Annotated in this window: 23 protein-coding genes; 13 read left to right on the top strand and 10 right to left on the bottom strand. The window is 74.6% G+C overall.

What is annotated here, in order from left to right; all coding sequences use genetic code 11:
• Positions 1–18 precede the first annotated feature (18 nt).
• Both D1J63_RS07170 and D1J63_RS07165 read left to right on the top strand, forming a co-directional pair.
• The gene (locus tag D1J63_RS07170) at positions 19–1,512 is read left to right on the top strand and encodes an AlkA N-terminal domain-containing protein (protein ID WP_241235528.1); all 1,494 of its coding nucleotides are present in this window, start codon (positions 19–21) and stop codon (positions 1,510–1,512) included.
• The gene (locus D1J63_RS07165) at positions 1,509–2,039 is read left to right on the top strand and encodes a methylated-DNA--[protein]-cysteine S-methyltransferase (protein ID WP_125628220.1); all 531 of its coding nucleotides are present in this window, start codon (positions 1,509–1,511) and stop codon (positions 2,037–2,039) included. The genes D1J63_RS07170 and D1J63_RS07165 overlap by 4 nt, the downstream gene beginning before the upstream one ends.
• Here D1J63_RS07165 and D1J63_RS07160 read toward each other — a convergent pair.
• Positions 2,002–2,484 carry a DUF456 domain-containing protein gene (locus D1J63_RS07160; protein ID WP_102930129.1) on the bottom strand — a complete coding sequence of 161 codons (483 nt, stop codon included), beginning with the start codon at positions 2,482–2,484 and terminating at the stop codon, positions 2,002–2,004. The genes D1J63_RS07165 and D1J63_RS07160 overlap by 38 nt on opposite strands.
• 62 nt (positions 2,485–2,546) lie before the next feature.
• Positions 2,547–3,530: a LuxR family transcriptional regulator gene (locus D1J63_RS07155; RefSeq protein WP_102930130.1), complete on the bottom strand. Its 984-nt coding sequence runs from the start codon at positions 3,528–3,530 to the stop codon at positions 2,547–2,549.
• 289 nt (positions 3,531–3,819) lie between these two features.
• Here D1J63_RS07155 and D1J63_RS07150 point away from each other — a divergent pair, with 289 nt between their 5' ends.
• From D1J63_RS07150 to D1J63_RS07140, 3 genes are all read left to right on the top strand, one after another.
• Positions 3,820–5,469, top strand: a complete 1,650-nt coding sequence (locus D1J63_RS07150; protein WP_125628219.1) for a protein phosphatase 2C domain-containing protein — start codon at positions 3,820–3,822, stop codon at positions 5,467–5,469.
• Between the two features lie 28 nt (positions 5,470–5,497).
• Positions 5,498–7,240 carry a pyruvate dehydrogenase gene (locus D1J63_RS07145; RefSeq protein ID WP_125628218.1) on the top strand — a complete coding sequence of 581 codons (1,743 nt, stop codon included), beginning with the start codon at positions 5,498–5,500 and terminating at the stop codon, positions 7,238–7,240.
• Between the two features lie 137 nt (positions 7,241–7,377).
• The gene (locus D1J63_RS07140) at positions 7,378–7,803 is read left to right on the top strand and encodes an ATP-binding protein (RefSeq protein WP_164712748.1); all 426 of its coding nucleotides are present in this window, start codon (positions 7,378–7,380) and stop codon (positions 7,801–7,803) included.
• A 56-nt stretch (positions 7,804–7,859) separates the two neighbouring features.
• Here the strand turns inward: D1J63_RS07140 and D1J63_RS07135 are convergent, their stop codons facing one another.
• Positions 7,860–8,933 carry a DUF2637 domain-containing protein gene (locus D1J63_RS07135; protein ID WP_125628216.1) on the bottom strand — a complete coding sequence of 358 codons (1,074 nt, stop codon included), beginning with the start codon at positions 8,931–8,933 and terminating at the stop codon, positions 7,860–7,862.
• A gap of 257 nt (positions 8,934–9,190) precedes the next feature.
• Positions 9,191–10,036 (bottom strand): (2Fe-2S)-binding protein, encoded by an 846-nt coding sequence (locus D1J63_RS07130; RefSeq protein ID WP_125628215.1) that lies wholly within the window; start codon positions 10,034–10,036, stop codon positions 9,191–9,193.
• Between the two features lie 168 nt (positions 10,037–10,204).
• Between D1J63_RS07130 and D1J63_RS07125 the strand changes: the two genes are divergently transcribed.
• Positions 10,205–11,110: a GntR family transcriptional regulator gene (locus D1J63_RS07125; protein WP_125628214.1), complete on the top strand. Its 906-nt coding sequence runs from the start codon at positions 10,205–10,207 to the stop codon at positions 11,108–11,110.
• A gap of 137 nt (positions 11,111–11,247) precedes the next feature.
• Here the strand turns inward: D1J63_RS07125 and secD are convergent, their stop codons facing one another.
• From secD to D1J63_RS07105, 4 genes are all read right to left on the bottom strand, one after another.
• Complete coding sequence (secD, locus tag D1J63_RS07120; RefSeq protein ID WP_125628213.1) at positions 11,248–13,635, bottom strand: protein translocase subunit SecD; 2,388 nt, start codon at positions 13,633–13,635, stop codon at positions 11,248–11,250.
• Positions 13,636–13,714: 79 nt separating this feature from the next.
• Positions 13,715–14,104: a hypothetical protein gene (locus D1J63_RS07115; RefSeq protein ID WP_125628212.1), complete on the bottom strand. Its 390-nt coding sequence runs from the start codon at positions 14,102–14,104 to the stop codon at positions 13,715–13,717.
• A gap of 104 nt (positions 14,105–14,208) precedes the next feature.
• Positions 14,209–14,973, bottom strand: coding sequence for a response regulator transcription factor (locus tag D1J63_RS07110; RefSeq protein ID WP_125628211.1), 765 nt, complete (start codon positions 14,971–14,973; stop codon positions 14,209–14,211).
• A gap of 8 nt (positions 14,974–14,981) precedes the next feature.
• Positions 14,982–15,929: a HAMP domain-containing sensor histidine kinase gene (locus D1J63_RS07105; RefSeq protein WP_164712747.1), complete on the bottom strand. Its 948-nt coding sequence runs from the start codon at positions 15,927–15,929 to the stop codon at positions 14,982–14,984.
• Between the two features lie 400 nt (positions 15,930–16,329).
• On the opposite strand from D1J63_RS07105, the gene D1J63_RS07100 reads away from it, so the two are divergent.
• The 4 genes from D1J63_RS07100 to D1J63_RS07085 all read left to right on the top strand — a co-directional run bounded on the left by D1J63_RS07100 (position 16,330) and on the right by D1J63_RS07085 (position 19,568).
• On the top strand, positions 16,330–16,656 hold the full coding sequence (locus D1J63_RS07100; RefSeq protein ID WP_102927618.1) for a TraR/DksA C4-type zinc finger protein: 327 nt from the start codon (positions 16,330–16,332) through the stop codon (positions 16,654–16,656).
• A 51-nt stretch (positions 16,657–16,707) separates the two neighbouring features.
• Entirely contained in the window at positions 16,708–17,088 is a 381-nt protein-coding gene (locus D1J63_RS07095; RefSeq protein WP_125628210.1) for a TraR/DksA C4-type zinc finger protein, read from the top strand.
• Positions 17,085–17,909 carry a rod shape-determining protein gene (locus D1J63_RS07090; RefSeq protein WP_164712746.1) on the top strand — a complete coding sequence of 275 codons (825 nt, stop codon included), beginning with the start codon at positions 17,085–17,087 and terminating at the stop codon, positions 17,907–17,909. The genes D1J63_RS07095 and D1J63_RS07090 overlap by 4 nt, the downstream gene beginning before the upstream one ends.
• A gap of 1,008 nt (positions 17,910–18,917) precedes the next feature.
• Entirely contained in the window at positions 18,918–19,568 is a 651-nt protein-coding gene (locus D1J63_RS07085) for a hypothetical protein (protein WP_125628209.1), read from the top strand.
• Positions 19,569–19,590: 22 nt separating this feature from the next.
• On the opposite strand, the gene D1J63_RS07080 is transcribed toward D1J63_RS07085, so the two are convergent.
• Both D1J63_RS07080 and D1J63_RS07075 read right to left on the bottom strand, forming a co-directional pair.
• On the bottom strand, positions 19,591–20,379 hold the full coding sequence (locus D1J63_RS07080) for a hypothetical protein (protein ID WP_125628208.1): 789 nt from the start codon (positions 20,377–20,379) through the stop codon (positions 19,591–19,593).
• Between the two features lie 172 nt (positions 20,380–20,551).
• Positions 20,552–22,261 carry a PucR family transcriptional regulator gene (locus D1J63_RS07075; protein ID WP_102931921.1) on the bottom strand — a complete coding sequence of 570 codons (1,710 nt, stop codon included), beginning with the start codon at positions 22,259–22,261 and terminating at the stop codon, positions 20,552–20,554.
• A 304-nt stretch (positions 22,262–22,565) separates the two neighbouring features.
• Here D1J63_RS07075 and D1J63_RS07065 point away from each other — a divergent pair, with 304 nt between their 5' ends.
• From D1J63_RS07065 to D1J63_RS07055, 3 genes are read left to right on the top strand one after another with little or no spacing between them, the layout of a single operon-like run.
• On the top strand, positions 22,566–23,456 hold the full coding sequence (locus D1J63_RS07065) for an FAD binding domain-containing protein (protein WP_125628207.1): 891 nt from the start codon (positions 22,566–22,568) through the stop codon (positions 23,454–23,456).
• Positions 23,456–24,052 carry a (2Fe-2S)-binding protein gene (locus D1J63_RS07060; RefSeq protein WP_125628206.1) on the top strand — a complete coding sequence of 199 codons (597 nt, stop codon included), beginning with the start codon at positions 23,456–23,458 and terminating at the stop codon, positions 24,050–24,052. Before D1J63_RS07065 ends, D1J63_RS07060 begins: the two co-directional genes overlap by 1 nt.
• Positions 24,049–26,520: a molybdopterin cofactor-binding domain-containing protein gene (locus D1J63_RS07055; RefSeq protein WP_125628205.1), complete on the top strand. Its 2,472-nt coding sequence runs from the start codon at positions 24,049–24,051 to the stop codon at positions 26,518–26,520. The genes D1J63_RS07060 and D1J63_RS07055 overlap by 4 nt, the downstream gene beginning before the upstream one ends.
• Positions 26,521–26,593: the final 73 nt, after the last annotated feature.

Genomic DNA, 26,593 nt, shown 5'->3' with positions numbered 1-26,593 from the left:
CGCGGCCGCTCCGACGCGATGTCCGATTTCCGCCAGCCCGGTCCGCCGGTCCGGCGGAGACTGGACTGCGTGACACGGACAGCGGAGTACGAGAAGACGCACGAGGACGGCAGGTACGAGGCCGTGCGGAGCCGGGACGCCCGGTTCGACGGCGCGTTCTTCTTCGCCGTCGAGACGACCGGCATCTACTGCCGCCCGAGCTGCCCCGCGGTCACGCCGAAGCGGCACAACGTGCGGTTCTTCCCCACGGCCGCCGCCGCGCAGGGCTCGGGCTTCCGGGCCTGCCGGCGGTGCCGTCCCGACGCCGTGCCGGGCTCCGCCGACTGGAACGTCCGCGCCGACGTCGTGGGCCGGGCCATGCGGCTGATCGGCGACGGCGTCGTCGACCGCGAGGGCGTCGCCGGACTCGCCGTCCGGCTCGGCTACAGCGCCCGCCAGGTGCAGCGCCAGCTCACCGCCGAGGTCGGCGCGGGACCCGTCGCGCTCGCCCGCGCCCAGCGGGCGCACACCGCGCGTGTCCTGCTGCAGACCACCGCCCTCCCGGTCACCGAGATCGCCTTCGCGTCCGGGTTCGCCAGCGTGCGCCAGTTCAACGACACGATCCGGGCCGTGTACGCGGCCACCCCGAGCGAGCTGCGCGCCGCCGCCCCGGCCCGCGACCGCGCCGCCCGGCGCACGGCCACCCCCACCGCCGGCGTCCCGCTGCGCCTCGCCCACCGCGGGCCCTACCGGTCCGGCCCCGTCTTCGACCTGCTTCAGCGGGAGGCCGTCGCCGGGATCGAGGAGGTGAGCGGCGCACCCGGCCACCGCGTCTACCGGCGCACCCTGCGCCTGCCGTACGGCACCGGGATCGTCGCCGTCCAGGAACGGCCGGGGCGCCCGGGCGGGCCGGACCGGGCGGGCCGGACCGGCAGCGGCGGCTGGCTGGAGGCCCGCCTCCACCTCACCGACCTGCGCGACCTCACCACCTCCGTACAGCGGCTGCGGCGGCTGTTCGACCTCGACGCCGACCCGTACGCCGTCGACGAGCGCCTCGGCGCCGACCCCCGGCTCGCCCCGCTGGTCGCCGCCCGCCCCGGGCTGCGCTCACCGGGCACCGCCGACCCCGACGAACTCGCGGTACGGGCCCTGGTGGGGCGCGCGGAGGCCGAGCGGCTCGTCCAGCGGTACGGCAAGGCACTCGACGCGCCCTGCGGCACCCTCACCCACCTCTTCCCCGAACCGGCCGTCCTCGCCGAGGCCGCGCCCGACGGCGCCCCGGGCGCGCTCGCCGCCGCCCTCGCCGACGGCGCCGTACGCCTTGACCCGGGCGCCGACCGGGACGACGCCGAGCGCGCCCTGCTCGCCGTGCCCGGCCTCGACGCCCGTACCGTCGCCGTCGTGCGCACCCGCGCCCTCGGCGACCCGGACGTCGCCCCGCCCGGCCCCGCCGTCCCCGACACCTGGCGCCCCTGGCGCTCCTACGCACTGAACCACCTGCGCGCAGCAGGAGAGTGGGAGAACGACCGATGACCACCCCCGCCACCACCTACTGGCACGAGATCGACAGTCCCGTCGGACGGCTGCTGCTGACCGCCGGACCCGACGGGGCGATCACCTCCCTGTCCGTGCCCGGGCAGAAGGGCGGCCGCAGCGTCCAGGACGGCTGGCGGCACGACCCCGGGCCGTTCCGGGCGGCCGAGGAGCAGCTCGGCGCCTACTTCGCCGGGGAGTCGACCGGATTCCGGCTGCCGCTGCGCGCCGAGGGCACCGCCTTCCGGGAGCGCGTCTGGGCGGCCCTGGACGACGTGCCCTACGGGGCGACGACCACGTACGGCGAGATCGCCGCGCGCATCGGGGCCTCGCGGCCCGCGGTACGCGCCGTCGGGGGCGCGATCGGCGCCAACCCGCTGCTGATCCTGCGCCCCTGCCACCGGGTGATCGGCGCCGACGGCTCCCTGACCGGGTACGCGGGCGGCCTGGAACGCAAGACGCGGCTGCTGACGCTGGAGGGCGCCCCGGTCAGCCGGCCAGCACCGCTCCCAGCCACGCCCCGGTGATCAGCAGGCACGCGAACAGCTCCGTCAGCAGGTCGGTGCCGCCGTGGCGCATCGCCGTCCGCAGTGACGCCATCGCCTCGCCGTGCCGCCCGAGCCGCAGCCGCTCGGCGAGGTAGACGCCGCCCAGGAAGCCGGGGATCGCGCCCAGTACGGGGACGACCACGAAACCGAGGACGGCGCCCGCGCCCCCGTAGGCCGTCAGCCGGCGCATGGCCTCGTCCCGGCGTCTCCTGCGGCGCGGCAGCGCCCAGCGCACCGCCCGGGACAGCAGCAGGACGACGGTGGCGCCGACGAGGACGGCCCACGCGAGCGGCCGCGGGTCCTTCAGCGCCCACCACAGGACCCCGGCCCACACCAGCCACGACCCGGGCACGCCGGGGAGCAGGACGCCGCACAGCCCGAGCAGGATGACCAGGCCGGCCAGCAGGAGGTCCCACGCTCCCATCTGTCCAGGGTGCCGGAGTCCGGCCCGGTCCGCAGAAGTCCGGGGGGCGGGGGAGGGGCCTCTCAGGGCTTGCGGGCCACCCAGTCCCGTTCGTAGGCGTGCCAGCCCAGCTGAAGCCGGGTGGTGACACCGGTCAGCTCCATCAGGCGCTTCACCCGCCGCTGTACGGTCCGCAGGCCCAGGTCGAGCTGCTTGGCGACGCTCGCGTCGGTCAGACCGGCGAGCAGCAGGGAGAGGATCTCCAGATCGGTGCCGTCGGGCCCGTCCGGGCCGTGCTCGGTCACCCCGGAGGCGCCCAGCCGCAGCGGCAGGGCGTCCTGCCACACCGCCTCGAAGAGGCCCGACAGGAGTTCGAGCAGGCCACTGGCGTGCACGACCAGCGCGGTGGGCTCCGAGGAGTGCGCGGTGAGCGGCACCAGGGCGAGGGAGCGGTCGGCTACGACCAGCTTGGTCGGTACCCGGTCCACGACCCGGACCTGTTCGTCGCGGCCCAGCGCGGCGGTCAGCTCGGTGATGCCGTGCGGCAGGTCGAGCACCGACCGCTCGACCACCACGCGGTAACGCACACCGCGTCCGGTGGCCTGCTCCTCCGCGTCGTTCTCCATGCCGGTCACGGCGACCGGCCGGTCGGTGACCAGCGCGCAGACCTCGTCGCTCGCGCCGAGCTGCAGCTGGAGGAAGCGCCGGGCGACGGCCCCGGCGCCGGTCACCACCTCCACCAGGTCGTGCACGGCCGGCTCGGCCGCCGCCGCCCGGTACTCCTCCGCCAGCAGCGCCGCCGCCAGCTCCGCCCGGTCCAGCTCGTGCCGCTGCTGGGTGAGCAGGGCGCCCAGCGCGACGCCCGGCGGGGCCGCGACCCAGCGTCCCGGGCGGGCCGAGGACTGGGCGGCGAGCCCGTGCTGCTCCAGCCGGCGCAGCGCGCGCTCGGTGTCCTGCTCGCCGAGCGTCAGCCGCCGCGCCAGATCGGGCACGTCGGCGGCGCCCACCGACACCAGCGCCCGGTACGCCGCCTCCTGCGTGTCCTCCAGCCCCAGCACTCCCAGCATCAGGCGTCGCCCCTCCCCGGACCCATGATCATCGCCAGCCGCGGGGACGTCCGTGGCGGAAAACGGCCACGGCGTAAACCCGCCCGCGGACATCATCGCCGTACCGCCGGTCACTCTGCCAAGGTGGCGTCGCCGGGCGGTCCTCCCGTGGGGGGTGGGGCCGCCCGGCCACCCCACCTCGGAGAAGTGTTCGACGCGTCCCCCGACACGCCGCCCGGCGGGCGCCGGTCCGGCCCGAATTTCCCGATGCCCCGTTTTCATCCGGCTCCCTCGGTGGACAATCGGGAGCATGAGTCAGCAGGGGGGAAGGCCCACCGGTCCCACCGGTCCCACCGGTCCTGAGGACGACTGGTGGGGTCAGCTGTACGACGACTCCACCGACGACACCGGCCCCACGGCCGCACCCGATTCCCTGGACGACCGCTTCGCCTCGGCGTCCGGCACGGTGGCCCGCCGTCCGGCCGCCGGCACCGAGGACGCGGCGGCCCCGCCCCCGCAGGACCCCGTCCCGCCCGGACCCCGGTCTCCGTGGTGGGCGTCCCCGGCGAACACCCCGGACATCCCCGGCCCCCGCGGCGCGGGCCCGGCGGACGCCGACGGGTCACTGCGGTCCGGCACCGTGCCTTCGCCGGGGAACGACAGGCCCGGCGCCGTGCCGCCGGAGAACGGAGTGCCCGGCGCCGTGCCGCCCGCAGCGGCCCCGCAGGGGCCCGGCGCCGCGGAGTCCGCGCCCCCGGTACCGCCGGCCCCGGCATCCGGCGGCCGGGGGCGAGGGGGCGGACCGCGCGGGCTCACCACCTCGGGCACCGGAGCCGCCGACCTCACGGAGCCCCCGGCCGACGTTCCGCCGCCCCGGACCGCGTCCGGCCTGCCCCCGCTCCCGCCCGCGTTCCTGCCCTCGCCGCCGACCGAAGCGGACGGCGCCGACCCCGACTACGTCGGCAGCGGACCGCCCACCTACGACGCCGAGCCCACCGCGTTGCCGCCCGCCGATCCCGACGGTCTCGACGGGCTGGTCCCCGACACCGTGCTGGAAGGCGCCCGGTACGGGACGTGCACGCTGCGGGCCGTCTCCGTGCGCGGGGACTCCGCGCGGTACCGGGGCGAGCCGCGGCGCGACGCGCTGCTCGTCGCCCGGTTCGGCGCCGCCGAGCAGGCGCTGGTCCTGGTGGCGATGGCGACCGGCGCCCGCGCCACCGCCGGGGCGCACCGGGCGGCGGCCGAGGTGTGCCGGTGGATCGGGCGGGCGGTCGGGCGCAGTCACGCGCGGCTCGCCGAGGACCTGCGGGCCGCCCGGCGCGGCGACCTCAAGTCCGGCCTCCACCGCCTCACCGACCGCAGCCTCGGCCGGCTCCGCGCCGGCGCCGCCGAACAGGGCCTGGAGCCGCACGAGTACGCGGCCACCCTGCGCTGCCTGCTGCTGCCCGCCGACCCCGAGTGCCGCACCCGGGTGTTCTTCGGCGTCGGCGCTGGCGGACTGCTCCGGCTGCGCGACGGCGCGTGGCAGGACATGGAACCGGACGTCGGCGACGTCACCGGTGAACCCGTCCTCGGCTTCGGTTCCGCGCCCCGGGGAACGCCCGGAAGCGCCCCCGGCGGCATGCCCGCCGACGCGCCCGCCGAGACGCCCGAGGGCGACCGGCTCACCATGGACCTCGGCATCACCACGGCCCCGGGGCCCCGCGACGGCCCGCCCGCCGAACCGCCCCGCGAGCCCTTCCGCTTCCGGGCCTCCGTAGCCCGCCCGGGTGACGTGCTCCTGATGTGCACCGCGGGCCTCGCCGAGCCGCTGCTGAACGAGCCCGGACTGGGCGAACTCCTCGCCCGTAGATGGACGGGCCGCCCGGCGCCCGGACTCGGGGAGTTCCTCGCCGACGGCCGCGTCCGGGTCAAGGGATACGCGGACGACCGTACGGCCGCCGCCGTTTGGGAGGCGTGAGACCGCTCGCTGTGGCATAGCTGGACCCATGGCCAAACAGAACGTCGCGGAACAGTTCGTCGACATCCTCGCCCGCGCCGGGGTGGAGCGCCTCTACGGAGTCGTCGGGGACAGCCTGAACCCGATCGTGGACGCCGTGCGCCGTCACTCCGGCATCGAATGGGTGCACGTCCGGCACGAGGAGACCGCCGCCTTCGCCGCCGGCGCGGAGGCGCAGATCACCGGGAAGCTGGCCGCGTGCGCGGGCTCCTGCGGCCCCGGCAACCTCCACCTCATCAACGGGCTCTACGACGCCCACCGCTCCATGGCCCCCGTCCTCGCCCTCGCCTCGCAGATCCCCTCCAGCGAGATCGGCCTGGGCTTCTTCCAGGAGACCCACCCCGACCAGCTGTTCCGCGAGTGCAGCCACTACAGCGAGCTGATCTCCAGCCCGAAGCAGATGCCCCGGCTGCTGCAGACCGCCATCCAGCACGCCGTGGGCCAGGGCGGCGTCAGCGTCGTCTCGCTGCCCGGCGACATCGCGGACGAGCCCGCCCCGGAGCGGGCCGCGGAGACGGCACTGGTCACCTCCCGGCCCACCGTCCGGCCCGGCGACGAGGAGATCGACCGGCTGGTGCGGATGATCGACGACGCCGAGCGGGTCACCCTGTTCTGCGGCAGCGGCACCGCGGGCGCGCACGCCGAGGTCATGGAGTTCGCCGGGAAGCTCAAGGCCCCGGTGGGGCACGCCCTGCGGGGCAAGGAGTTCATCCAGTACGACAACCCGTACGACGTCGGCATGAGCGGACTGCTCGGCTACGGCGCCGCCTACGAGGCCACCCACGAGTGCGACCTGCTGCTCCTGATCGGCACCGACTTCCCGTACAACGCCTTCCTGCCGAACGACGTGAAGATCGCCCAGATCGACGTCCGGCCCGAGCACCTGGGCCGGCGCTCCAAGCTGGACCTCGCGGTGTGGGGCGACGCCCGGGAGACGCTGCGCTGTCTGATCCCGCGGGTGAAGGAGAAGAAGAGCCGCCGCTTCCTCGACCGGATGCTGAAGAAGCACGCGGACGCGCTGGAGGGCGTCGTCAAGGCCTACACCCGCAAGGTCGACAAGCACGTTCCGATCCACCCCGAGTACGTCGCCGCCGTGCTCGACGAAATGGCCGACGACGACGCCGTGTTCACCGTCGACACCGGGATGTGCAACGTCTGGGCGGCGCGCTACATCTCGCCCAACGGACGGCGCCGCATCATCGGTTCCTTCTCCCACGGCTCGATGGCGAACGCGCTGCCGATGGCGATCGGCGCCCAGTTCACCGACCGGCGCCGGCAGGTCGTGTCGATGTCCGGCGACGGCGGGTTCACCATGCTGATGGGCGACTTCCTCACGCTCGTCCAGCACGACCTGCCGGTGAAGGTCGTCCTCTTCAACAACTCCTCGCTGGGCATGGTCGAGTTGGAGATGCTCGTCGCCGGCCTGCCCTCGCACGGCGTGGCCAACAAGAACCCCGACTTCGCCGCCGTCGCCGAGGCCTGCGGCGTCTTCGGCGTACGGGTGGAGAAGCCCAAGGACCTGGCGGGGGCGCTGAAGGCGGCGTTCAAGCACAAGGGTCCCGCCCTCGTCGACGTCGTCACCGACCCCAACGCCCTGTCCATCCCGCCGAAGATCAGCGCCGACATGGTCACCGGCTTCGCCCTGTCCGCCTCGAAGATCGTCCTGGACGGCGGCGTCGGCCGCATGCTCCAGATGGCCCGCTCCAACCTGCGCAACGTTCCCCGGCCGTGACCGCTCGGGCCGCCCGCCCGAAACTCGATGACTGCCGGGGGCCCGAACGGGCAAGGCTTTCCCCGTGAAGATGTTCGACCCGGACGGGACGGACGGGACAGACAGGGGGAAGCGACATCAGCGCGCCGACGGGGGACATGAAGGAGGAGGCGGTGTCACAGCTCAGGCGGCGGCTCGGCCGGGCCGATCTGCGGGCGGTGCCGGAGGCCCGGCGGGCCCTGCGTGAGCTGCTGCGGCACTGGGGCGGGCCCGGACAGTCGGAGGTCGCCGAGCTGCTCACCAGCGAGCTGGTCACCAACGCGCTCGTCCACACCGACGACGGCGCCGTGCTGACCGCGACGGTCGGGCCGCGTGCCCTGCGGGTCGAGGTGCGGGACTTCACCGGCCGCGGCCGGCAGCCCGGACCGCGCGCCCCGCAGGAGGGGAGCACCAACGGCAGAGGCCTGTTCCTGGTCGAGTCGCTCGCCGACGACTGGGGCGTACGGCCCTTCGAGGCGGGCAAGTCGGTCTGGTTCGAGCTGGGCGCGGAACCGGGCGGGGAAGCAGGCGCGGAAGCGGCCTGAGGCGCCGGGATGCCCCGACGCCCCAGGCCGTCGCCACGCTGCCGCTCGGACCGGCCCTAACCGAACTGCTGCTCCAGGTCCTTGAGCTTGCGCTCCAGGGAGTCCAGGCGGGGCAGGGCCTGCGTGTCGTCCTCCGCGGTGAGGTCCACGGTCTCCACGGTCTCCACCCTCATCTGCTCAGACCCGCTCCGCACGGGCTGGAGGGAGGGACGCCGGCTTGCCGCGGGCAGCTGCTCCGGGGTCGATATGGCAGGCTCCGCGGTGGCGCGTTCCGAGCCGCGCTCGACCTGCTGCACCTCGACCTCGACCTGGCGGCCGCCGCGGCCCGGGAAGCCGCGGTGGCCGTGGCCCCGGCTGATCGCCTTGAGCTGCGCCCGCTCCAGCCGCTCCTGCTCGCGCCGCCGCAGCTTCTTCTCCTCCTTCTGGCGCCGGTCGTCGCGCACCTCCTCGACCGCCTCGTCCAGGCTGCGCACGCCCTCCAGGAGCATCAGCGACCAGGCGCGGTACGTCTCCCGGGGCGCGCGCAGCCAGCGGACCATGCGGATCTGCGGCAGCGGACGCGGCACCAGACCCTGCTCGCGCAGGGCGGCCCGGCGGGTCTGCTTCAGCGCCCGGTCGAACAGCACCGCCGCCGACAGGGACATGCCCGCGAAGAAGTGCGGGGCACCCGCGTGCCCCAGGCCGCGCGGCGCGTGCACCCAGTTGAACCAGGCCGCGGCGAAGGCGAAGGCCCACACGAGTATCCGCGAGCCGAGCGCCGCGTCACCGTGGCTGGCCTCGCGCACCGCGAGGACGGAGCAGAACATCGCCGCGCCGTCGAGCCCGAACGGGACCAGGTACTGCCAGCCGCCGCTCAGACCGAGGTTCTGCTCGCCGAAGCCGACCAGACCGTGGAAGGAGAGCGCCGCGGCGACCGCGGCACAGCAGAAGAGCAGGACGTAGGAGAAGGTGCCGTAGAGCGCCTCCTTGCGCCGGCGGCGCTCCTCCATCCGCTCCCACGAGTCGTCCGCGCCCGCGTCCTTCCCCGAGGAACGCTTGCCGCGCGCGAGCACCGCCACCGCCGCCAGCATGCCCAGGAGCAGCACGGCGCCCGGAAGCAGCCAGTTCAGCGATATGTCGGTCAATCTCATCTGGGGTCCCTTGCAGTGGGATAGGGCGTAACGCCCGCCATGGTGGCCCAAACCCAGCGGCCCTCAGGGGGTTTCGGGGCAAGAGGCCGCCAAGGAAGTGCAGAGGGGGTGCCCAGGGCGGCGTTCTGCTCGAACTGCCGCGTGAGGGGCGGGAGTTGAGTTCGAATAAGACTACCCGTACGGGTGGTTCCACGGAAAGTTCCCGTGACGGGTGGGGGAGTTGTGAAACAACGCCGATGATCTTAGCCGACGGTGGGTCAGCCGGCTGCCGCGAGCAGCTTCTCGACGCGGTCCGCGTCGCAGGTGCGCGGGCAGGTGGCGCAGGTGTCCTCCGGGCGCAGGGTGTAGAACATGCAGCAGCTCGCCCGGTCCCGTGTGTGCAGCGGGGTGCCGTCCGGCCCCTTCAGCTCGCGGAACGCCGCGTCGCCGACGTACGGCTTGGTGGCGCCCGGCAGCAGCAGCTCCAGCTCGTGGCGCGCCCGCTCCTGCTCGCCGAGCAGGTGGGCGACGTACCACAGGCCCTCGACGACCTCGTCGGTCGCCATGCCCCACAGGGCGCGTCCGCGCCGCCGCATCCGGGGGCCGAATCCGGCCAGGACCGGTTCGATGTGCTCGGCGACCGCCGCCCGCACCTCGGCGCGCAGCGCCTCCTCGTCGGCGACCACCCGGGCGCCCGGCAGGGCGGCGGCCGGATCGCCCGGCAGACAGGCGAACGAGGTGGCGCGCACCGCCATCCGGCCCAGGGGGAGCCCGGCGGCCGTGCGGTCGTAGGCCACGTGGGCCGCGGGAAGGCGGGGCACCCGGCGGTGCAGGAACCACGGCACGGTGATCAGCAGGCAGGCCGGCCACGCGTACCGGTGCAGGCCGAAGCTCGCGATCACGTCCGGCCGGGCCCGCTGCCCGTAGTCCCGCAGCACCTGCGCCTCGTCCTGGGCGAGGAACGCCGCCAGCTCCGCCCCGTCCGAGGCGAGCGCGGCGGCCGTGAACCAGCCGTCGCCGCTCGGCACCCCGTCGGCCGCGCCCAGTTCGGTGACGCCCAGCCCGGGGAGGACCTCGGACAGGCGCGCGTAGGCGTCCGTGAAGGCCGTACGGGCGACAGGCATGCGGGACCACCGATCCACGTCGGGACAACGGGTTGCTTAGAGGTAAGCCTTACCTTACCCAAGGTGCCGGGGATTTGAACTGGCCGCCCCTGCGCCTATCGTGCTTGACGGACAGGTGACAACCCGCCGTAATGACCTCAAGTACCGACACGTCCCGCAGGAGGACCCGTGAAGCACAGCGCGCAGGGCGCCGCAGGGCCCGGTGCGGGTACGGCGGCAGCGGTGCGGATTCCGGTGCAGCCCTCGGCGGCGGACGTGGCCCGGGACCGGGACGAAGACCAGAGCCGGGCCCGGGGCCGGATGCGCGGCGCCGGGGAGCCGGACGGGGCGGCGCGGGGCGAGCACACCCACGGCGAACCGCCCGCACCGGGACCGTCCGTGCCCGGGCCGTCCGCACCCGGCCACTCCACGCCCCGCCCGCGCACCCCCGTCCAGCGTTCCTCCGTGCGCGGGCAGGTCCTCGACGCCCTGCGCGCCGCGCTGGTCACCGGCGAGCTGCGGCCCGGCGAGGTCTACTCGGCGCCCGTGCTCGGCGAGCGGTTCGGCGTCTCGGCCACACCCGTGCGGGAGGCCATGCAGCAGCTCGCCCTGGAGGGCGCCGTCGAGGTCATCCCCAACCGCGGCTTCCGCGTCGTCGAACGCGGCGACCGGGAACTGGCCGAGCTGGCCGAGGTCCGGGCCCTGATCGAGGTCCCGGTGTGGCTCCGGCTGGCCCGTACGGTGCCCGCCGAGCGCTGGGCGGAGCTGCGCCCCCTCGCCGAGGCCACCGCCCGCGCCGCCTCCTCCGGCTGCCCGGCCACCTACGCCGAGGCCGACCGCGCCTTCCACCGCGCGGTGCTCGCCCTGGCCGGCAACGAGGAGCTGGTCCGGATCGCCGGTGACGTGCACCGCCGCGCCCAGTGGCCGCCGGCCGGCTCGCCCACCGCGCGCGGGCGGGCCGACCTGGTCGCCGACGCGCACGAGCACACCGCGCTCCTCGACGCGCTGATCGCCGGCGACCCGGACGCGGTGCGGGCCCTGGTCGGGCAGCACTTCACGGGCGCGCGCCAGGACTCCGGGGTCCTCGGGCTCTGAGCGGGGCGCCCCCGAGCGGGGACGCCCCCGTCCAGAGCGGGGCCGCCCCCGTCCAGAGCGTGGCCGCCCCCGTCCAGAGCGTGGCCGCCCCCGTCCAGAGTGGGGGCGGCCACGCGTTCCCTGCGGGCAGTCGGTCCCTAGAGGGCCTCCTGCCGTTCCGTGCGGCTCGCGGGGACCTGCTTGTCGGTCTTCCCGGTCCTGCGGGCTCCCTGCCCCTTGCCGCCCTTGCGGCGCGTGGAGCGGGACCCGGTGCCGCGCTCGTGCAGCTCGATGGCCAGGGGAGAGGCGGTGAAGACCGACGAGTACGTCCCGACCCCCACGCCGATCAGCAGCGCGAGCGCGAAGTCGGTGAGCGAGTCGTCGGCCAGGATCGCCAGCGAGGCCAGGATGAGCACGGCGCCCATGCCGGTGTTGACCGTACGCGGCAGGGTCTGCAGGATCGCGTCGTTGGTGAGCCGGGCGAACGGCGCCTTCCGCTCCTTGCCCAGCAACTCCCGGACGCGGTCGAAGAGGACCACCGAGTCGTTCACCGAGTAGCCGATCACGGTCAGCAGCGCGGCCAGGAACACCCCGTCGATCGGCTTGCCCAGCCAGGCGAACACACCGACCAGGATGACCACGTCGTGGGCGAGCGCACTGACCGCCGCCGTGCCGAACAGCAGGCGGAAGCGGACCGCGAGGTAGGCCAGCTGGGCGGCCAGCGCGAGGCCGAGGGCGATCAGGGCGTCCCGGCGCAGCTCCTCGCCGAGGCTCGGGCCGATCAGCTCGTCGCGGACCTTCTCCGTCTCGCCGCCCAGTTCGGCGACGGCCTTGGTGACGGTCGCCGCCTCGTCGTCGGTCAGCTCCTCCGTGCGCACCGTGAGGTCGCCGTCCCCGGAGGACTGGACGACGGCGCGCGGGAAGCCCGCGTCGGCGAGGGCGTCCCGGGCCCGGTCGGGATCGACCTGGTCGGCGGTGGAGTACTCGATGAGCCGGCCGCCGGTGAACTCGATGCCGAAGTTCAGGCCGCGCACCAGGATGCCGGAGCCCGCCACCACCATGACGATCAGGGACGCCGCCAGCCAGCGGCGCGGCCGGGCCATCAGGAACGGGTTGCGGCGCAGCAGGGCGTCCCGGACCGGCCCGGTGGTCGAGATGCCGGTGATGCCGGGGCGGCGGAAGACCGCCGGGCGGCTCGCGGCGAACTCGGCCAGCACCCGGGTGATCACCAGGGCGCTGACCATCGAGGCCAGCACACCGATGCCGAGCGTGACACCGAAGCCCTTGACCGGGCCGGAGGCCAGGAAGAACAGCAGGGCGGCGGCGATCAGCGTGGTGATGTTGGAGTCGGCGATCGCGCTGAAGGCGCTGCGGAAACCGGCGGTCAGCGCGGACCGGGTACTGGGACGGGTCCGGACCGCCTGCTCCTCGCGGGCCCGTTCGAAGACCAGGACGTTGGCGTCCACCGCCATGCCGATCGCCAGGACGAAGCCGGCCAGTCCCGGCAGGGTCAGGGTCGCGCCGACCGCGGCCAGGGCGGCGTAGGAGATCAGGCCGTAGCAGAGCAGGGCCACGGTCGCCAGGGCGCCCATCAGGCGGTAGACGACGATGATGAACAGCGCGGTCAGCGCGGTGCCGATGACGGCGGCCCAGGCGCCGGCGTTGATGGCCTCGTCGCCCAGGGTGGCGCCGATGGTGCGCTGCTCGATGGTCTCGACCGGCACGGGCAGGGCGCCGCCCTTGATGAGCAGGGCCAGTTCGCGCGCCTCGGCGTCGTCGAAGGAGCCGGTGATCTGCGTGGAGCCGCCGGTGATGCCCGCCCCGCAGGACACGGAGGGGTCGACCTGCGGCGAGGAGATGATCTTGTCGTCGAGCACGATGGCGACCCGGCGCTTGGGGTCACCGGCCGGGTTGCAGGCCGCCTCGCCGGTCACCTGCGCCCAGCGGTCGCTGCCGGAGTCCTTGAAGTCGACGGTGACGGTCCAGCCGGCGCCGTTCTGCTGGTCGAAGCGGGCGTCGGCGCCCTTGACGTCCTGCCCGGTCAGCGTGGCGGCCTTCAGCCGCAGGGACTGCCCGGACTCGTCCGGCAGCACCCGCTCGCCGTCCTTGGCTGCCTCGGTCCTGCCCTCGCCGGCGTCGGCGGGGTTCTCCGCCGGGCCGAGCACCGAGTGGACGGTGAGCTGCGCGGTGCGGCCGAGCACGTCGGCGGCCTTCTTCGGGTCCTGTACGCCCGGCAGCTCGACGACGACCCGGTTCTCGCCGGAGCGGACGATGGTCGGCTCGGCGACACCGAGGGCGTCGATGCGGCCCCGCAGCACCTCCACGGTGCGGTCGGTGGCCTCGCGGTCGGCCTTGGTGGTCTCGGTGGACTTGGTCTCCAGCACGATCTGGGTGCCGCCGCGCAGGTCGAGCCCGAGGCGGACCGGCATGGTCAGCGCGATGGCGACGGACGCGGCCATGACGGCGAGCGCGAGGAGCGCGCGGACGTTCAGGGAGCGGGAACGCGAGCGCGAACGGGTGCGGGAAGGGGGACGGGAGCGTTTCAACACGGGCCTCCGGCGGGCACACCGCGGCGGCGGCCGTGCGCGGCCGCGGCGGAAGAAGGTGAAAGGAAGGAGTGGTGTCTCAGGTGCCGGAGGAGACGGGTGGCGCCCGGCCGCTGTCGTGGCTCGCGCGGCCGGGGGAGACCGGCACCGGGCCGGGCGCGAACGACGTCCGTGCGTGGCCGCCCGGGGCGACGCCGCCCCCGAGGTACGCGGTGGTCGCCGGGTGCTGGTCCGGTGCCGTGGGACGACCGGCCGGCTGGTCGTGCCGGGCCCGGGGCTGGGCGGCGCAGACCGGCGTGCAGCCGTCGTCGGCGTGGAGGTCGAGGGCCGGGTGCGGCACGGCCGTGGCGGCGGCCGCCGCGAGGGGACCGCTCGGACCGACGTGCGCACCGGCCGCGGGCCAGGCCGGGACCAGGGGCAGCAGGACGGTCAGCAGGACGGTGAGCACGCTCGCGAGCCGTCGTCGCATGCACCGTCCCCTTTCGTGGTGGATGAGCGGGCCTGGCGGGTGGGGGAGCCCGGGGCTCCGGCCGGGGAGTGGGCGGCCAGAGCCACGGGCGGTTCGTGGGAGCGTCAGGGCTCGATGAGCCCGGCTCGAATGGCGTACCGGGTCAGCTCCAGGCGGTCGCGCAGGCCGAGCTTCTGCAACAGGTTCGCCCGGTGCCGCTGGACGGTCTTGATGCTGATGAAGAGCATCTCGGCGATCTCCTTCGAGGAGTGACCCTCGGCGACCAGCTTGAGGACCTCCTCCTCGCGCGGGGTGAGGATGTGGTCGGAGGTCTCCTCGCCGTGCCGTACCCGGTCGAGGTAGTTGCGGATGAGCGCCGTCACCGCACCCGGGTACAGGAAGGGCTCGTCGCGCATCGCGGCCCGGCAGGCGGCGACGAGATCCCGGTCGGCGACCGACTTGAGCACGTATCCGCAGGCACCCGACTTCAGCGCCTGGAACAGGTATTGCTCGTTGTCGTGCATCGTCAGCATCAGGATGCGCAGCCCCGGCTTGAGCGCCGCCAGCTCGCGGGCCGCCTGGAGACCGGTGAGGCGGGGCATCGCGATGTCGAGGACCGCGAGGTCGGCCTCGTGGGCCCGCGCCATGTCGATGGCCTCCGCGCCGTCCCCGGCCTCGGCGACCACCTCGAGGTCCGGCTCGCGGTCGAGGATGAGGCGCACACCGCGGCGTACCAGCGCGTGGTCGTCGGCGAGCAGGATGCGGATCTTCGCCGGGGCGGACGCCTGGGACGGGCCGTACGCGGAGGCCTGGGACGGGCCGTCCGCGGACGTCGCGAACGCGGCGGTGCGGTCGGACGCGGACGGCTCGGGCAGGGACGGGTCGGACATGGTCGGAGCTACTTCCTGGGAAGGGGTGCGGTGAGCCGGATACGGGTGCCGGCGCCGGGCGCCGATGTGATGTCGAGGGCGGCCCCGATGAGCAGGGCCCGTTCACGCATGCCGCGGATGCCGGCGCCCTCGTGCGCCGCCTCGATGCCGCGGCCGTCGTCGGCGACGGTCAGGGTCACCGCACCGTCGACGCGGGCCAGGCCCACCTCCAGCCGTTCGGCGTCCGCGTGGCGGGCGGCGTTGGTCAGGCTCTCCTGCGCCACCCGGTAGAGGACCAGTTCGGTCTCGTGGTCCAGGACCGGCAGGTCCGCGTCGAAACGGCGCACCACCCGCAGGCCGGTGTGGGTGGCGAAGTCGTGCGTGAGCGAGGACAGCGCGCTGATCAGACCGAGGTCGTCCAGGACGCCGGGCCGCAGCCGGCGCACCAGACGGCGGACCTCGTCCAGGCTCTCCCGGGTGATCTCCTGCGCCTGGTGCAGCTCGTCGCGCAGCGGCTCGTCGGCGTCGTCCGCGGCACGCCCCAGGACCAGCAGGATCGCCGTCATGCTCTGCCCGACCTCGTCGTGCAGCTCCTGGGCGATACGGCGCCGCTCCGCCTCCTGGGCGAGCAGGACGCGGGCACTGCTCGTGGCCCGCTCGTTCTCCAGGCGGTCCAGCATGGCGTTGAACGTGCGGATCAGCTCGGGGATCTCACCGCCCCCGGAGACCGGCAGCCGCTGCCCGGGGCGCAGCAGGTCGACGGTGGTCATCAGCCTGGTGAGCCGCTCCAGCGGCGCCAGGCCCCAGCGCAGCAGCGCGCCGTTGGCCACCAGCATGACGCCCATGCCGAGCACGAGGACGACGGCCTCGGTCAGCAGGATCGGCACGGAGACGGTCACCGGAGCCCACAACAGCAGCGCCGTGGCGAAGCCCAGCACCACCGCGTTGAGCCCGAAGATCCGCCAGAACAGGGACACCGGGGGTACGCCTCCTTCAGCGACGTGTCGACTGGTACGCCTCTACTGTCGGTCATCGCGCACCCTCGGTGGGAGCTGCGGCCCAGGTAGCGACCGAGCAAGCGACCAGCGTGCGCCTCGCGGACCCGTCCGGTCGATGGGCTCCGACCCCCATTTCCGGCTCGCCGCGCACCCATACGGCCGCCCCGGCGCACCGGCGTGTGGATCCCGCGCCCCCGTGCAAATGGGTCCTGCGCCCGATGGGTTTCCCGGGGCCGCCCGGCCAAGGTTGAGGATGACCGGGTCCGATCGGCCCGGCACTCGGCATACCCGCAGAACCTTCGCGACTCTCCAGAACCGTCGCGAATGCGCAGAACCTTCCGAGAACCCGCAGAACCTTCCGAGAAAAGGACCCTTCACCGTGTCGCTCGACGCCTCCCGCATCGAACCCCGCCCCGAGCGGCTGACCGCTCACGAGGCGCGTCAGCGTCTCGAACACGCCCGCAACACCCGGATGACCCAGCTTCAGGCCCTCGGCGAGAGCGGCCAGGCGGACGACCAGCTCATGTCCGCGCAGCAGGCCGCGATCGAGCGCGTGCTCAAGGAGATCGACGAGGCCTTCGCCCGGGTCGAGGACGGCACCTACGGCACCTGCCTGGGCTGCGGCAAGCCCGTACCGGGGGAGCGGCTGGAGATCCTTCCCTACACGCGGTACTGCGTCGCCTGCCAGCGCCGCGCCGCCGCCTGACCGCGCCCTTCCGTCCCGTACTCGTCCCTCCCGCCCTGCCCAAGGGGTGAAGTGGTGAACAACCAGATCATCGACGACCGCGACACGCGTCCGTCGCCCCTGTCGCCCGAGGACCTCGCCGCGCTCCGGGAGAACCTCCAGGAGCAGCGGCTGTTCCGCGAGGACCAGCTGCGGCAGATGGCGGCGGTCCCGTCCCGTACCGACGAGCCGATCCAGCGGCGGTCCGCCGCGCAGGCCGAGGTCCGGGTCAAGCTGGCGGCCTCCGCGCGCATGGTCCTCGCCGACGTCGAGGCGGCCCTCGACCGCATGGCCGAGGGCCGGTACGGCCGATGCCATCTGTGCCGGCGCACCATCGACCGCGACCGGCTGATGATCGTGCCGCAGGCCCGCTACTGCGCCCGCTGCCAGCAGGTGCGGGAGGCCGGACGATGACCGTGCTCCGGCGGCCCCGCGCCGCGCTGTCCCGGCACCGGCCCTGGCCGCTGTGCCGGCAGTGCAGCGGCGTCGCCCTCGACATGGGCAGCGCCCGTACCCGCGCCTGGGTCGCCGGGCGCGGCATGATCCTCGACGTGCCGACGGTGACCTTCCCCGGTGCGGGCGCGGTGTACCCCATCCAGCGGGGCTCCATCGTCGACACCCAGGGCACGGCCCGGATGCTCGACCGGCTGCTGGGCCACCGGCTGCCCCGCTTCGCCCGTCCGGTGGTCGTGGTGACCGCGCCGGTCCTCGACGGGCTGGCCTACCGCACCGAGGCCCGTACGGCCGTGGAGGTGCTGCGCCCGCGCAGTGTGCTGACCGTTCCCAGCGCGCGGGCGGTGGCCCTCGCGGCGGGCGCCGACCTGACCCGGCCGCTGCTCGTCATGGACATCGGTGCCCATCTCACGGAGGTGGTGCTCCTGGTCGACGGTGCCGTCTTCGACGCGCGCCGCACGGCGCTGGGCACGGGGGACATCGACGACGCGACTCCGCCCTCGCGGATCGGGGAGGCGCTGGCCGACATGACGACCTCGATGCTGCGGCAGGACGGTACGTCCCTCACCGTCGACGCGCTGGGCCGGGGGCCGCTGCTGGCGGGCGGGGGAGCGCTGCGCCCCGAGATCACCTGCCGGCTCGCCGACCGGCTGCACGTACCGCTGCGCGCGGTGCCGGCCCCGCACACGGCCGCGGTGCGCGGCGCCGCGAAGCTCCTGGACGCGGCGCACACCCACCCGTCCACGACGGGCACGGACCCACCGGAGGGCCACCCGCACTGATCCGGCACCCACCCCGGCCCGTTGCCGGCCCCCCGGAGCCGCCCGCCCCGGCACACGACCCCGGCCACCGCCGCGCGTCGTCCCCGTCCCGGCCGCCGTCATACGGTGCCGACGCCCGAGAGCCCGGCACCGACGCGGGGTGTCCGGCCGGTCGGGGCGGTGCCGGCGCTGGGCTCCCGGTGTCGGCCACCCGGGCGGGCGGGCGCCGTTCGCCGGCGTCGCCCGCGCGGCATCCGGTGCCGGACGGGTCGGCGTGGTCCCACCGCCGGTACGCCGGAGCAGGGGGCCGGGTTCCCGATGTCGCCCAGCTCGGCGGGCGCCGCTCGTTTCGGCCGCCGCACGGTGTCGGGCGTCCGGCCCCGGTTGCAGAGCCGGTCGGGGCCGGTCCGGCTACCAGTGCACCGGAGCGGGAGTCCGGCGACCGGCGTCGGCCACCCCGGCGGGCGGGCATCCGACCGGTGCCCGGCACCGGACGCCCGGCCCGTCGGCCGCGACGCCGGGGCTCCGGCGGCCGTCAACGGATCGACGGCCCCGGCACCGCCGGTCCCGACCGCCGCCGCACCGGAAGCACCGCACCGCCCGAACCTCCGTTCCGCCCCGTCCCCTCACCCGCACCCCTGTCGGCCCCCCGTCCCCTCGTCCGCACCGCCGTCCCCCGTTCCCTAGTCCGCACCCCCGCCCGCCCCCCGTTCCGCCCCCGTCCCCTCGTCCGCACCGCCGTCCCCCGTTCCGCCCCGTTCCCTCGTCCGCACCCCCGCCCACCCCCCGGTCCGCCCCCGTCCCCTCGTCCGCACCCGGCTCACCCTCGACCGCCCCCCGACCGCACCCCCCGTCCCTCCGCTCGTACGCTCCTGCCCCCGCCCGTACGCTCCCGCCCCCGCCCGTACGGCCGGCGCCCGCCCCGGCGTCGGCCGTGCACCGCCCCCCGTAGCTCATGCGCGCGATTCCGACACGATCCCGGCGCGCCCCCGCCCGACAGTCCGCCCCGTCCCAGGAAGGAGACACACCGTGGCCGGAGAGATTCCTCCCGCCCAGCCGCCGCCCGCCGTTCCCGAACCCGAGCCCGAGCCCGTGCGGCACCCGTACCTCCTGTTCTGGCGGTGGCGGCGCAACCCGCTGCGCAGGCCGAGTGACCGGCTGCGGGCCTGGGTCTCGCTCGGGCTCGTGCTCGCCGTGCTGGTGGCCGCCCCGGCGGCGATGTTCGGCGTCGGCGACAGCGCCTACCGGCACTACCGAAGCACCGCCGAGCACGAGGAGCGGACCCGGGACCACCGCCCCGCCGTCCTGACCCACGACGCCCCGCGCCACCCCGAGCCGGGATCGGACGAGGCGAGGGAGACCCGCTACCCGGTCCCGGTCCGCTACACCGGCCCCGACGGGTTGAGCAGGACCGGGACGACCGAGGTCGAGCCGGGGCTGCCGGCGGACAGCACCGTCCTGGTCTGGGTCGACGACGAGGGCCGTATCACCGAGCCGCCGCTGACCGCGGAGCAGATCCGCAGCCGGACCATGGGCTGGGCGATCCTCGCCTTCCTCGGCGTCGTCGTCACCGGCCTCGCGGCCCACGCCGCCACGGGTCTCGTGCTGCACCGGCGCAACCTCGCCCAGTGGGACGCGGCCTGGGCCAACACGGCCCCGCGCTGGAGCGGATTCCCGTGACGGCCGCCCCCCCGCGGCCCCCTCAGGCCGTCGCCGCGCCCGCCGCCGGCGGCGCCAACTGCCGGGCCAGCCACGTCGGCACCCCGCCGAGCAGCCGGAACAGCCGCCGCGCCTCCTCCCGCAACCGGGACGCCTCCGGCTCCGACTCCGCGTCGGCGAGCGAGGCCAGCGCGGGCGCCGTACCGACGAGGTACCCCAGTTCCTCCCGGATGCGCAGCGACTCGGCGAACCCGTGCCGCGCCTCGGTCAACTCCCCCTCGCGCAGGGCGAGACCGGCCAGATGCCGCCAGGTGAAGGACAGCAGCAGTGGCTCGGCGTGCGCCGTGGCGCCGGCGTGCGCGCGCCGGTACGCCGCGCGGGCGGCCTGCGGGGACCTGGTCAGGTTCTCCGCGAGCAGTCCGCGCCGGAAGTCGAGCAGCGCCCGCCCCTTCGCCCCCGGCGCGATCAGCGCCGCCGCCCGGCCCAGCGCGGCCCGCGCCTCGTCGGCCCGGTCGCGCACCCCGTGCACCGTCGCGGCGTACGCGAGCTGCCCCCGTTCGCAGGCGGCGGCCCCGCGTTCGTCGTCGCTGTGGGCGAGCGCCTCCGCGGTGCGCAGCGCGTCCTCGGCCTCGGCCCAGCCCTGCTCCGTGTACAGGCACCGCTCCACCAGCAGCGCGGTCCGCTGCAAGGCGGTGTCCGCGGTGACCGGCTCCAGCAGGGACGCCGCGTCGGCCCAGCAGCCGCGCGAGCGCAACCGCCATACCGCGGTCTGGAGCGGATCGTCACCCTCGGTCGTTCCCCAGCCAGAACCAGCCATGGCGGAATGCGCCACGTCGCCCTCCCCTTAGCACGCCATCGAGCTCTCGAGTGGTGGCCGCATCTCAGCACGGATACGGCGGCCCGGCCAAGGGGATGGGTGAAACTTTTCACAAAGTCGTGGACTTCGTGCCGTCGAGGTTTGGGAGCGCGCCGGGCCCTTCCGCGGGCTCCGCGCGCCCCGGGCCTCAGCTCATCCGCAGCGCCAGGAAGAAGTCGAGTTTGTCCTCCAGCCGCGACAGGTCGCGCCCCGTCAACTGCTCGATCCGCCCGACGCGGTAGCGCAGCGTGTTGACGTGCAGGTGCAGCCGGTTCGCGCAACGCGTCCAGGAACCGTCGCTGTCGAGGAACGCCTCCAGCGTCGGGATCAGCTCCGCGCGGTGGCGGCGGTCGTAGTCCCGCAGCGGGTCGAGCAGCCGGGCGGTGAAGGCGCGCCGCACGTCGTCGGGGACGAAGGGGAGCAGCAGCACGTGCGAGGCCAGCTCCTGGTGGCCGGCCGCGCAGACCCGGCCGGGGCGCGCCGCGGCGACCCGGCGCGCGTGCCGGGCCTCCTCCAGCGCCCCGCGCAACCCCTCCGCCGAGTGCACGGCCGCGCTGACGCCGAGCGTGACCCGCCCGTCCCCGTCGAGACCGGCCGACAGCGGTTCCCGCACGGACTCGAGGAGCGCTTCCGCGAGGACCCCGGCCTCGGAGCCGTCGTGCTCGGTGGAGACCGCCGGCAGAGGTACGAGGGCGACCGCCTCCTCGCCGGTGTGCGCGACGGCGATGCGGTCCGACTGCTCGGGCCCGGTGGCGTGCGGGTCGACGAGGATCTCCTCCAGCAGGGTCTGCGCGACCCGGCCGGTCTGCGCGTCGCCGTCCGCCCACTCCACCCGGGCCACCACGACCTGCCAGTGCGGTGCCGCGCCGAGGCCCGGCAGCAGCACCGGCGCCGCCACCCGGAGCCGGGCCGCGATCTCGGCGGGTGCCGCGCCCGTCTGCACCAGCTCCAGCACCTCCTGGGCGAGCCGCCGCCGCACCGTGCGCGCCGCGTCCCGCCGGTCCCGCTCGACCGCGATCAGCTGGGTGACGCCGTACAGCAGGTCGAGGCGCTCCTCGGCCCAGTCCCCGGCGTCCGCCTCCACCACGAGGAGCCAGTCGGACAGCACCGTCTCGCGCACCTCCCGGCCCGAGGCCGCACCCGGCGCCACCCGCGTCCCCGCGGCCGTCGCCGGGAGCTGTCCCCGGCCCCGCACCGGGAAGAGGCTGTACGTCGTGGAGCCCACCGACACCCGGTGCGGCGCCCGCCGGCCCGTACGGGTGGCCGCGAGGTGCTCGGCCGCCAGCTTGGCGCACACCTCGGTGGAGAGCGCGGGCTCCGCGTCCTTGGGACCGGCGACCTGCCGGCCGGTGGGGGAGAGGACCCAGGCGCGCAGGTCGAGGTCGGAGCCGAGCAGGTCCAGGACCACGTCGGGGCCGCCGCCCGCCGGTCCCGAGGTCATCATCCGGCGGTGCCGGTCCACCACGGCGGCCAGGTCCCCGGCCCGCTCGCCCGACACCTGGCGCACGACGTGCTCGGTGATCGTCGCGAACGCCACCGACTCGTGCACCGCGAACAGCGGCAGCCGGTGCCGCGCGCAGGCCACCACCAGGTCCTCCGGCACGCTCCCCAGCTCCGCCTCACCGGCGGCCAGCGCGGCCACCTGGGCCTGCACCAGGAGGCGGACGAACGGCTCGGAGTCGGCGGGGCCCCGGCGCCAGGCGAGGCCGGTGAGCACCAGCTCGCCGCCCGAGAGATAGCGGCTGGGGTCCCGCAGGTCGGTGGTCATCACACCGCGGACCGTGCGGTCCAGCTCGTCCTCGCCGCCGAGCAGCTTGAGGCCCAGCGCGTCGGTGTCCAGCAGTGCGCGCAGCCGCATTCTCGTCGCCGCCGTTCTTTGTCTCGAAGTGTTCCAGGTCACGCGGCTGTGTCGCCCGATTCCGGAGGAGAACAGGGAGGCTTCTGAGCACCTCCGTTCATACGAATCTACAAGATGCCCGCCCTGGCCAGCCAACTCCTTCATGGTTTCTGCGACTGACCCTGGTGGAGCACGCGACGGTGTACTGAGTCCATTCCAGGTGAACAGCACATGAACGAGCCGGGCCTCCCGCACCGGCATGTGGCTCGATCCGTACGCCCCCGATCACCCGAACGCCCCGATCAGACGAGGAGGAGAGCCGGTCATGGACTTCCTTCGCCCCGCCATCTGGGAGGAGGCGCTCGCCGCGAAGGCGGAGCACCCCACCGCTGTGCCGATCGCGGGCGGTACCGACGTGATGGTCGAGATCAACTTCGATCACCGCAGGCCCGAGTACCTCATGGACCTGAACCGCGTCGCCGACCTGACCGAGTGGGAGGTCGGCGAGGACTCCGTACGGCTCGGTGCCTGTGTGCCCTACACGGGGATCATGGAGAACCTGAGCACCGAGCTGCCGGGTCTCGCCCTCGCCTCGCACACGGTCGCCTCCCCGCAGATCCGCAACCGCGGCGGCGTGGGCGGGAACCTCGGCACCGCCTCCCCGGCCGGCGACGCCCACCCGGCGCTGCTCGCCGCCGGCGCCGAGGTCGAGGCCGAGTCGGTGCGCGGCAGGCGCCTGATCCCGATCGACGCGTTCTACACCGGCGTGAAGCGCAACGCGCTGGAGCCCGACGAGCTGATCCGCGCCGTGCACATCAGGAGGGCCGGCGGACCGCAGCAGTTCTCCAAGGTCGGCACCCGCAACGCCATGGTCATCGCCGTGTGCGCCTTCGGCCTCGCCCTCCACCCGGACACGCGTACCGTCCGCACCGGCATCGGCTCGGCCGCGCCCACCCCGATCCGCGCCGCGGCCGCCGAGGAGTTCTTGAACGCGGCGCTCGAAGAGGGCGGCCTCTGGGACAACGGGAAGATCATCACGCCGTCGGCCGTCAAGCGGTTCGCGGAGCTGTGCGCCGCCGCCTGCAACCCGATCGACGACGTCCGCGGCACCGCCGCCTACCGCCGCCACGCGGTCGGCGTCATGGCGCGCCGGACCCTCACCTGGACCTGGGAGTCGTACCGCGGCGCCCGCCGCACCACGGAAGGAGCCGCGTGATGCGCGTCAACTTCACCGTCAACGGACGTCCGCAGGAGGCCGACGACGTGTGGGAGGGCGAGTCCCTGCTGTACGTCCTGCGCGAGCGGATGGGCCTGCCCGGCTCCAAGAACGCCTGCGAACAGGGCGAGTGCGGCTCCTGCACGGTCCGCCTGGACGGCGTGCCGGTCTGCTCCTGCCTGGTCGCGGCCGGACAGGCCGAGGGCCGCGAGGTCGTCACCGTCGAGGGCCTGGCCGAGTACGCCCGGCAGCGCGCCGGGGGCGGCACCACGACGGGGGGCCGCGCCGGCGAGAGCGCCTCGCTCGACGAGGCCCGGCGGTGGCAGGCCCGGGGCACCGACTCGCAGACCGGCGAGAACATCGAACTGGCACCGATCCAGCAGGCCTTCCTCGACGCCGGCGCCGTCCAGTGCGGCTTCTGCACGCCCGGACTGCTGGTCGCCGCCGACGAGATGCTGGAGCGCCACCCGGACCCGAGCGACGAGGACATCCGCGAGGCGCTGTCCGGCAACCTGTGCCGCTGCACCGGCTACGAGAAGATCATGGACGCGGTCCGCCTCGCCGCGGCCCGCCGATCCGAGGGGGCCCGGTCATGACCGCCGTCGGCGCACCCACCGGTCTCACCCAGGGCTCCCGGACCAAGGGCGGCATCGGCGAGTCCACGCTCCGCCCGGACGGCGTCCTCAAGGTCACCGGCGAGTTCGCGTACTCGTCCGACATGTGGCACGAGGACATGCTCTGGGGGCAGATCCTGCGCTCCACCGTCGCGCACGCCGAGATCGTCTCCATCGACACGGGCGAGGCGCTCGCCACCCCCGGCGTGTACGCCGTCATGACGTACGACGACCTGCCCACCGACGTGCGCCACTACGGACTGGAGATCCGCGACACCCCGGTCCTCGCCCACGGCAAGGTCCGCCACCACGGCGAGCCGGTCGCGATCGTCGCCGCCGACCACCCGGAGACCGCGCGCCGCGCCGCCGCCAAGATCAAGGTGGAGTACCGGGAACTGCCCCTCGTCACCGACGAGGCCTCCGCGACCGCCCCCGGCGCGGTCCTCGTCCACGAGCACCGCACCGACCACCACGCCGGCCACGTCCCGCACCCCAACATCGTGCACCGCCAGCCGATCGTGCGCGGCGACGCCGACGAGGCCGCGAGGCGCGCCGACGTGATCGTCGAGGGCGACTACCACTTCGGCATGCAGGACCAGGCCTTCCTCGGCCCCGAGTCGGGTCTCGCCGTGCCCGGCGAGGACGGCGGCGTCGACCTCTACGTCGCCACCCAGTGGCTCCACTCCGACCTGCGCCAGATCGCCCCCGTGCTCGGCCTGCCCGAGGACAAGGTGCGGATGACGCTCTCCGGCGTCGGCGGCGCCTTCGGCGGGCGCGAGGACCTGTCGATGCAGATCCACGCCTGCCTCCTCGCGCTGCGCACCGGCAAACCCGTCAAGATCGTCTACAACCGGTTCGAGTCCTTCTTCGGCCACGTCCACCGCCACCCGGCCCGGCTCCACTACGAGCACGGCGCCACCCGGGACGGCCGGCTCACCCATGTGAAGTGCCGCATCGTTCTCGACGGCGGCGCCTACGCCTCCGCCTCCCCGGCGGTCGTCGGCAACGCCGCCTCGCTCTCGGTCGGACCGTACGCGGTGGACGACGTGGACATCGAGGCCCTCGCCCTCTACTCCAACAACCCGCCCTGCGGCGCCATGCGCGGTTTCGGCGCGGTCCAGGCGTGCTTCGCCTACGAGGCGCAGATGGACAAGGTGGCCGCGGAACTCGGCCTGGACCCGGTGGAGTTCCGCCGGATCAACGCCATGGAGCAGGGCACGCTCATGCCCACCGGCCAGCCCGTCGACTCCCCGGCGCCGGTCGCCGAACTCCTGCGCCGCGTCAAGGCGATGCCGATGCCGCCGGAGCGCCAGTGGGAGTCCAGCGAGGGCGCCGACGTACGGCAGCTGCCCGGCGGCCTGTCCAACACCACCCACGGCGAGGGCGTCGTACGGGGCGTCGGCTACGCGGTCGGCATCAAGAACGTCGGCTTCTCCGAGGGCTTCGACGACTACTCCACCGCCCGGGTCCGCCTGGAGGTCGCCGGCGGCCGGCCCGTCGTCACCGTGCACACCGCGATGGCGGAGGTCGGCCAGGGCGGCGTCACCGTCCACGCGCAGATCGCCCGCACCGAACTGGGCGTCGCCGAGGTCACCATCCGGCCCGCCGACACCCGGGTGGGCTCGGCCGGCTCCACCTCGGCCTCCCGGCAGACCTACGTCACCGGCGGCGCCGTCAAGCACGCCTGCGAGCTGGTGCGCGAGCGGGTCCTGGAGACCGGCCGCCGCAAGCTCGGCTCCCACCACCCCGCCTGGGCCACCGCCGAACTCCTCCTGGAGGGCGGCAAGGTCGTCACCGACGGCGGCGAGGTCCTCGCCGACCTCGCGGACGTGCTGGAGGACGAGGTGGTCGAGGTCGAGGAGGAGTGGCGGCACCGGCCGACCGAACCCTTCGACCTGCGCACCGGCCAGGGCAACGGCCACGTCCAGTACTCCTTCGCCGCGCACCGCGCGGTCGTCGAGGTCGACACCGAACTGGGCCTGGTCAAGGTGATCGAGCTGGCCTGCGCCCAGGACGTCGGCAAGGCGCTGAACCCGCTCTCCGTGGTCGGCCAGATCCAGGGCGGCACCGTCCAGGGTCTGGGCATCGCGGTGATGGAGGAGATCGTCGTCGATCCCGTGACCGCGAAGGTCAGGAACCCGTCCTTCACGGACTATCTCCTCCCCACGATTCTCGACACGCCGGCCCTACCGGTCGACGTGCTCGAACTCGCCGACGACCACGCGCCCTACGGGCTGCGCGGGGTCGGCGAGGCACCCACCCTGTCGTCCACCCCGGCGGTCCTCGCGGCCATCAGGGACGCGACCGGGCTGGCGCTCGACCGCACGCCGGTACGACCGGAACACCTCACCGGCACGGCGTCCCAGGACCCTCCGGGCGGCGCACGGAACGTCACACCCTCCGCGCCGCCCGGAGCACCGAGCAAGTCCCGCTCCGCTCGCGGTACTTGAAGCACCACCAGTGTCACCAGTACTGCCGCGGCACCAGTACCACCACACATGCGTTCGTCTCGGGCCGTCCCCC

Source organism: Streptomyces sp. KPB2 (assembly GCF_003950055.1).
GTDB classification, from domain to species: Bacteria; Actinomycetota; Actinomycetes; order Streptomycetales; family Streptomycetaceae; genus Streptomyces; species Streptomyces salinarius.
Note: the sequence above shows the minus strand (reverse complement) of the source record. Positions and strands in the feature narration are given on the sequence as shown.

Coding starts and splice junctions, on each gene's coding strand:
- D1J63_RS07170 (WP_241235528.1), top strand. CDS start 19: ATGTCCGATTTCCGCCAGCCCGGTCCGCCGGTCCGGCGGAGACTGGAC.
- D1J63_RS07165 (WP_125628220.1), top strand. CDS start 1,509: ATGACCACCCCCGCCACCACCTACTGGCACGAGATCGACAGTCCCGTC.
- D1J63_RS07160 (WP_102930129.1), bottom strand. CDS start 2,484: ATGGGAGCGTGGGACCTCCTGCTGGCCGGCCTGGTCATCCTGCTCGGG.
- D1J63_RS07155 (WP_102930130.1), bottom strand. CDS start 3,530: ATGCTGGGAGTGCTGGGGCTGGAGGACACGCAGGAGGCGGCGTACCGG.
- D1J63_RS07150 (WP_125628219.1), top strand. CDS start 3,820: ATGAGTCAGCAGGGGGGAAGGCCCACCGGTCCCACCGGTCCCACCGGT.
- D1J63_RS07145 (WP_125628218.1), top strand. CDS start 5,498: ATGGCCAAACAGAACGTCGCGGAACAGTTCGTCGACATCCTCGCCCGC.
- D1J63_RS07140 (WP_164712748.1), top strand. CDS start 7,378: ATGAAGGAGGAGGCGGTGTCACAGCTCAGGCGGCGGCTCGGCCGGGCC.
- D1J63_RS07135 (WP_125628216.1), bottom strand. CDS start 8,933: ATGAGATTGACCGACATATCGCTGAACTGGCTGCTTCCGGGCGCCGTG.
- D1J63_RS07130 (WP_125628215.1), bottom strand. CDS start 10,036: ATGCCTGTCGCCCGTACGGCCTTCACGGACGCCTACGCGCGCCTGTCC.
- D1J63_RS07115 (WP_125628212.1), bottom strand. CDS start 14,104: ATGCGACGACGGCTCGCGAGCGTGCTCACCGTCCTGCTGACCGTCCTG.
- D1J63_RS07110 (WP_125628211.1), bottom strand. CDS start 14,973: ATGTCCGACCCGTCCCTGCCCGAGCCGTCCGCGTCCGACCGCACCGCC.
- D1J63_RS07090 (WP_164712746.1), top strand. CDS start 17,085: ATGACCGTGCTCCGGCGGCCCCGCGCCGCGCTGTCCCGGCACCGGCCC.
- D1J63_RS07075 (WP_102931921.1), bottom strand. CDS start 22,261: ATGCGGCTGCGCGCACTGCTGGACACCGACGCGCTGGGCCTCAAGCTG.
- D1J63_RS07065 (WP_125628207.1), top strand. CDS start 22,566: ATGGACTTCCTTCGCCCCGCCATCTGGGAGGAGGCGCTCGCCGCGAAG.
- D1J63_RS07060 (WP_125628206.1), top strand. CDS start 23,456: ATGCGCGTCAACTTCACCGTCAACGGACGTCCGCAGGAGGCCGACGAC.
- D1J63_RS07055 (WP_125628205.1), top strand. CDS start 24,049: ATGACCGCCGTCGGCGCACCCACCGGTCTCACCCAGGGCTCCCGGACC.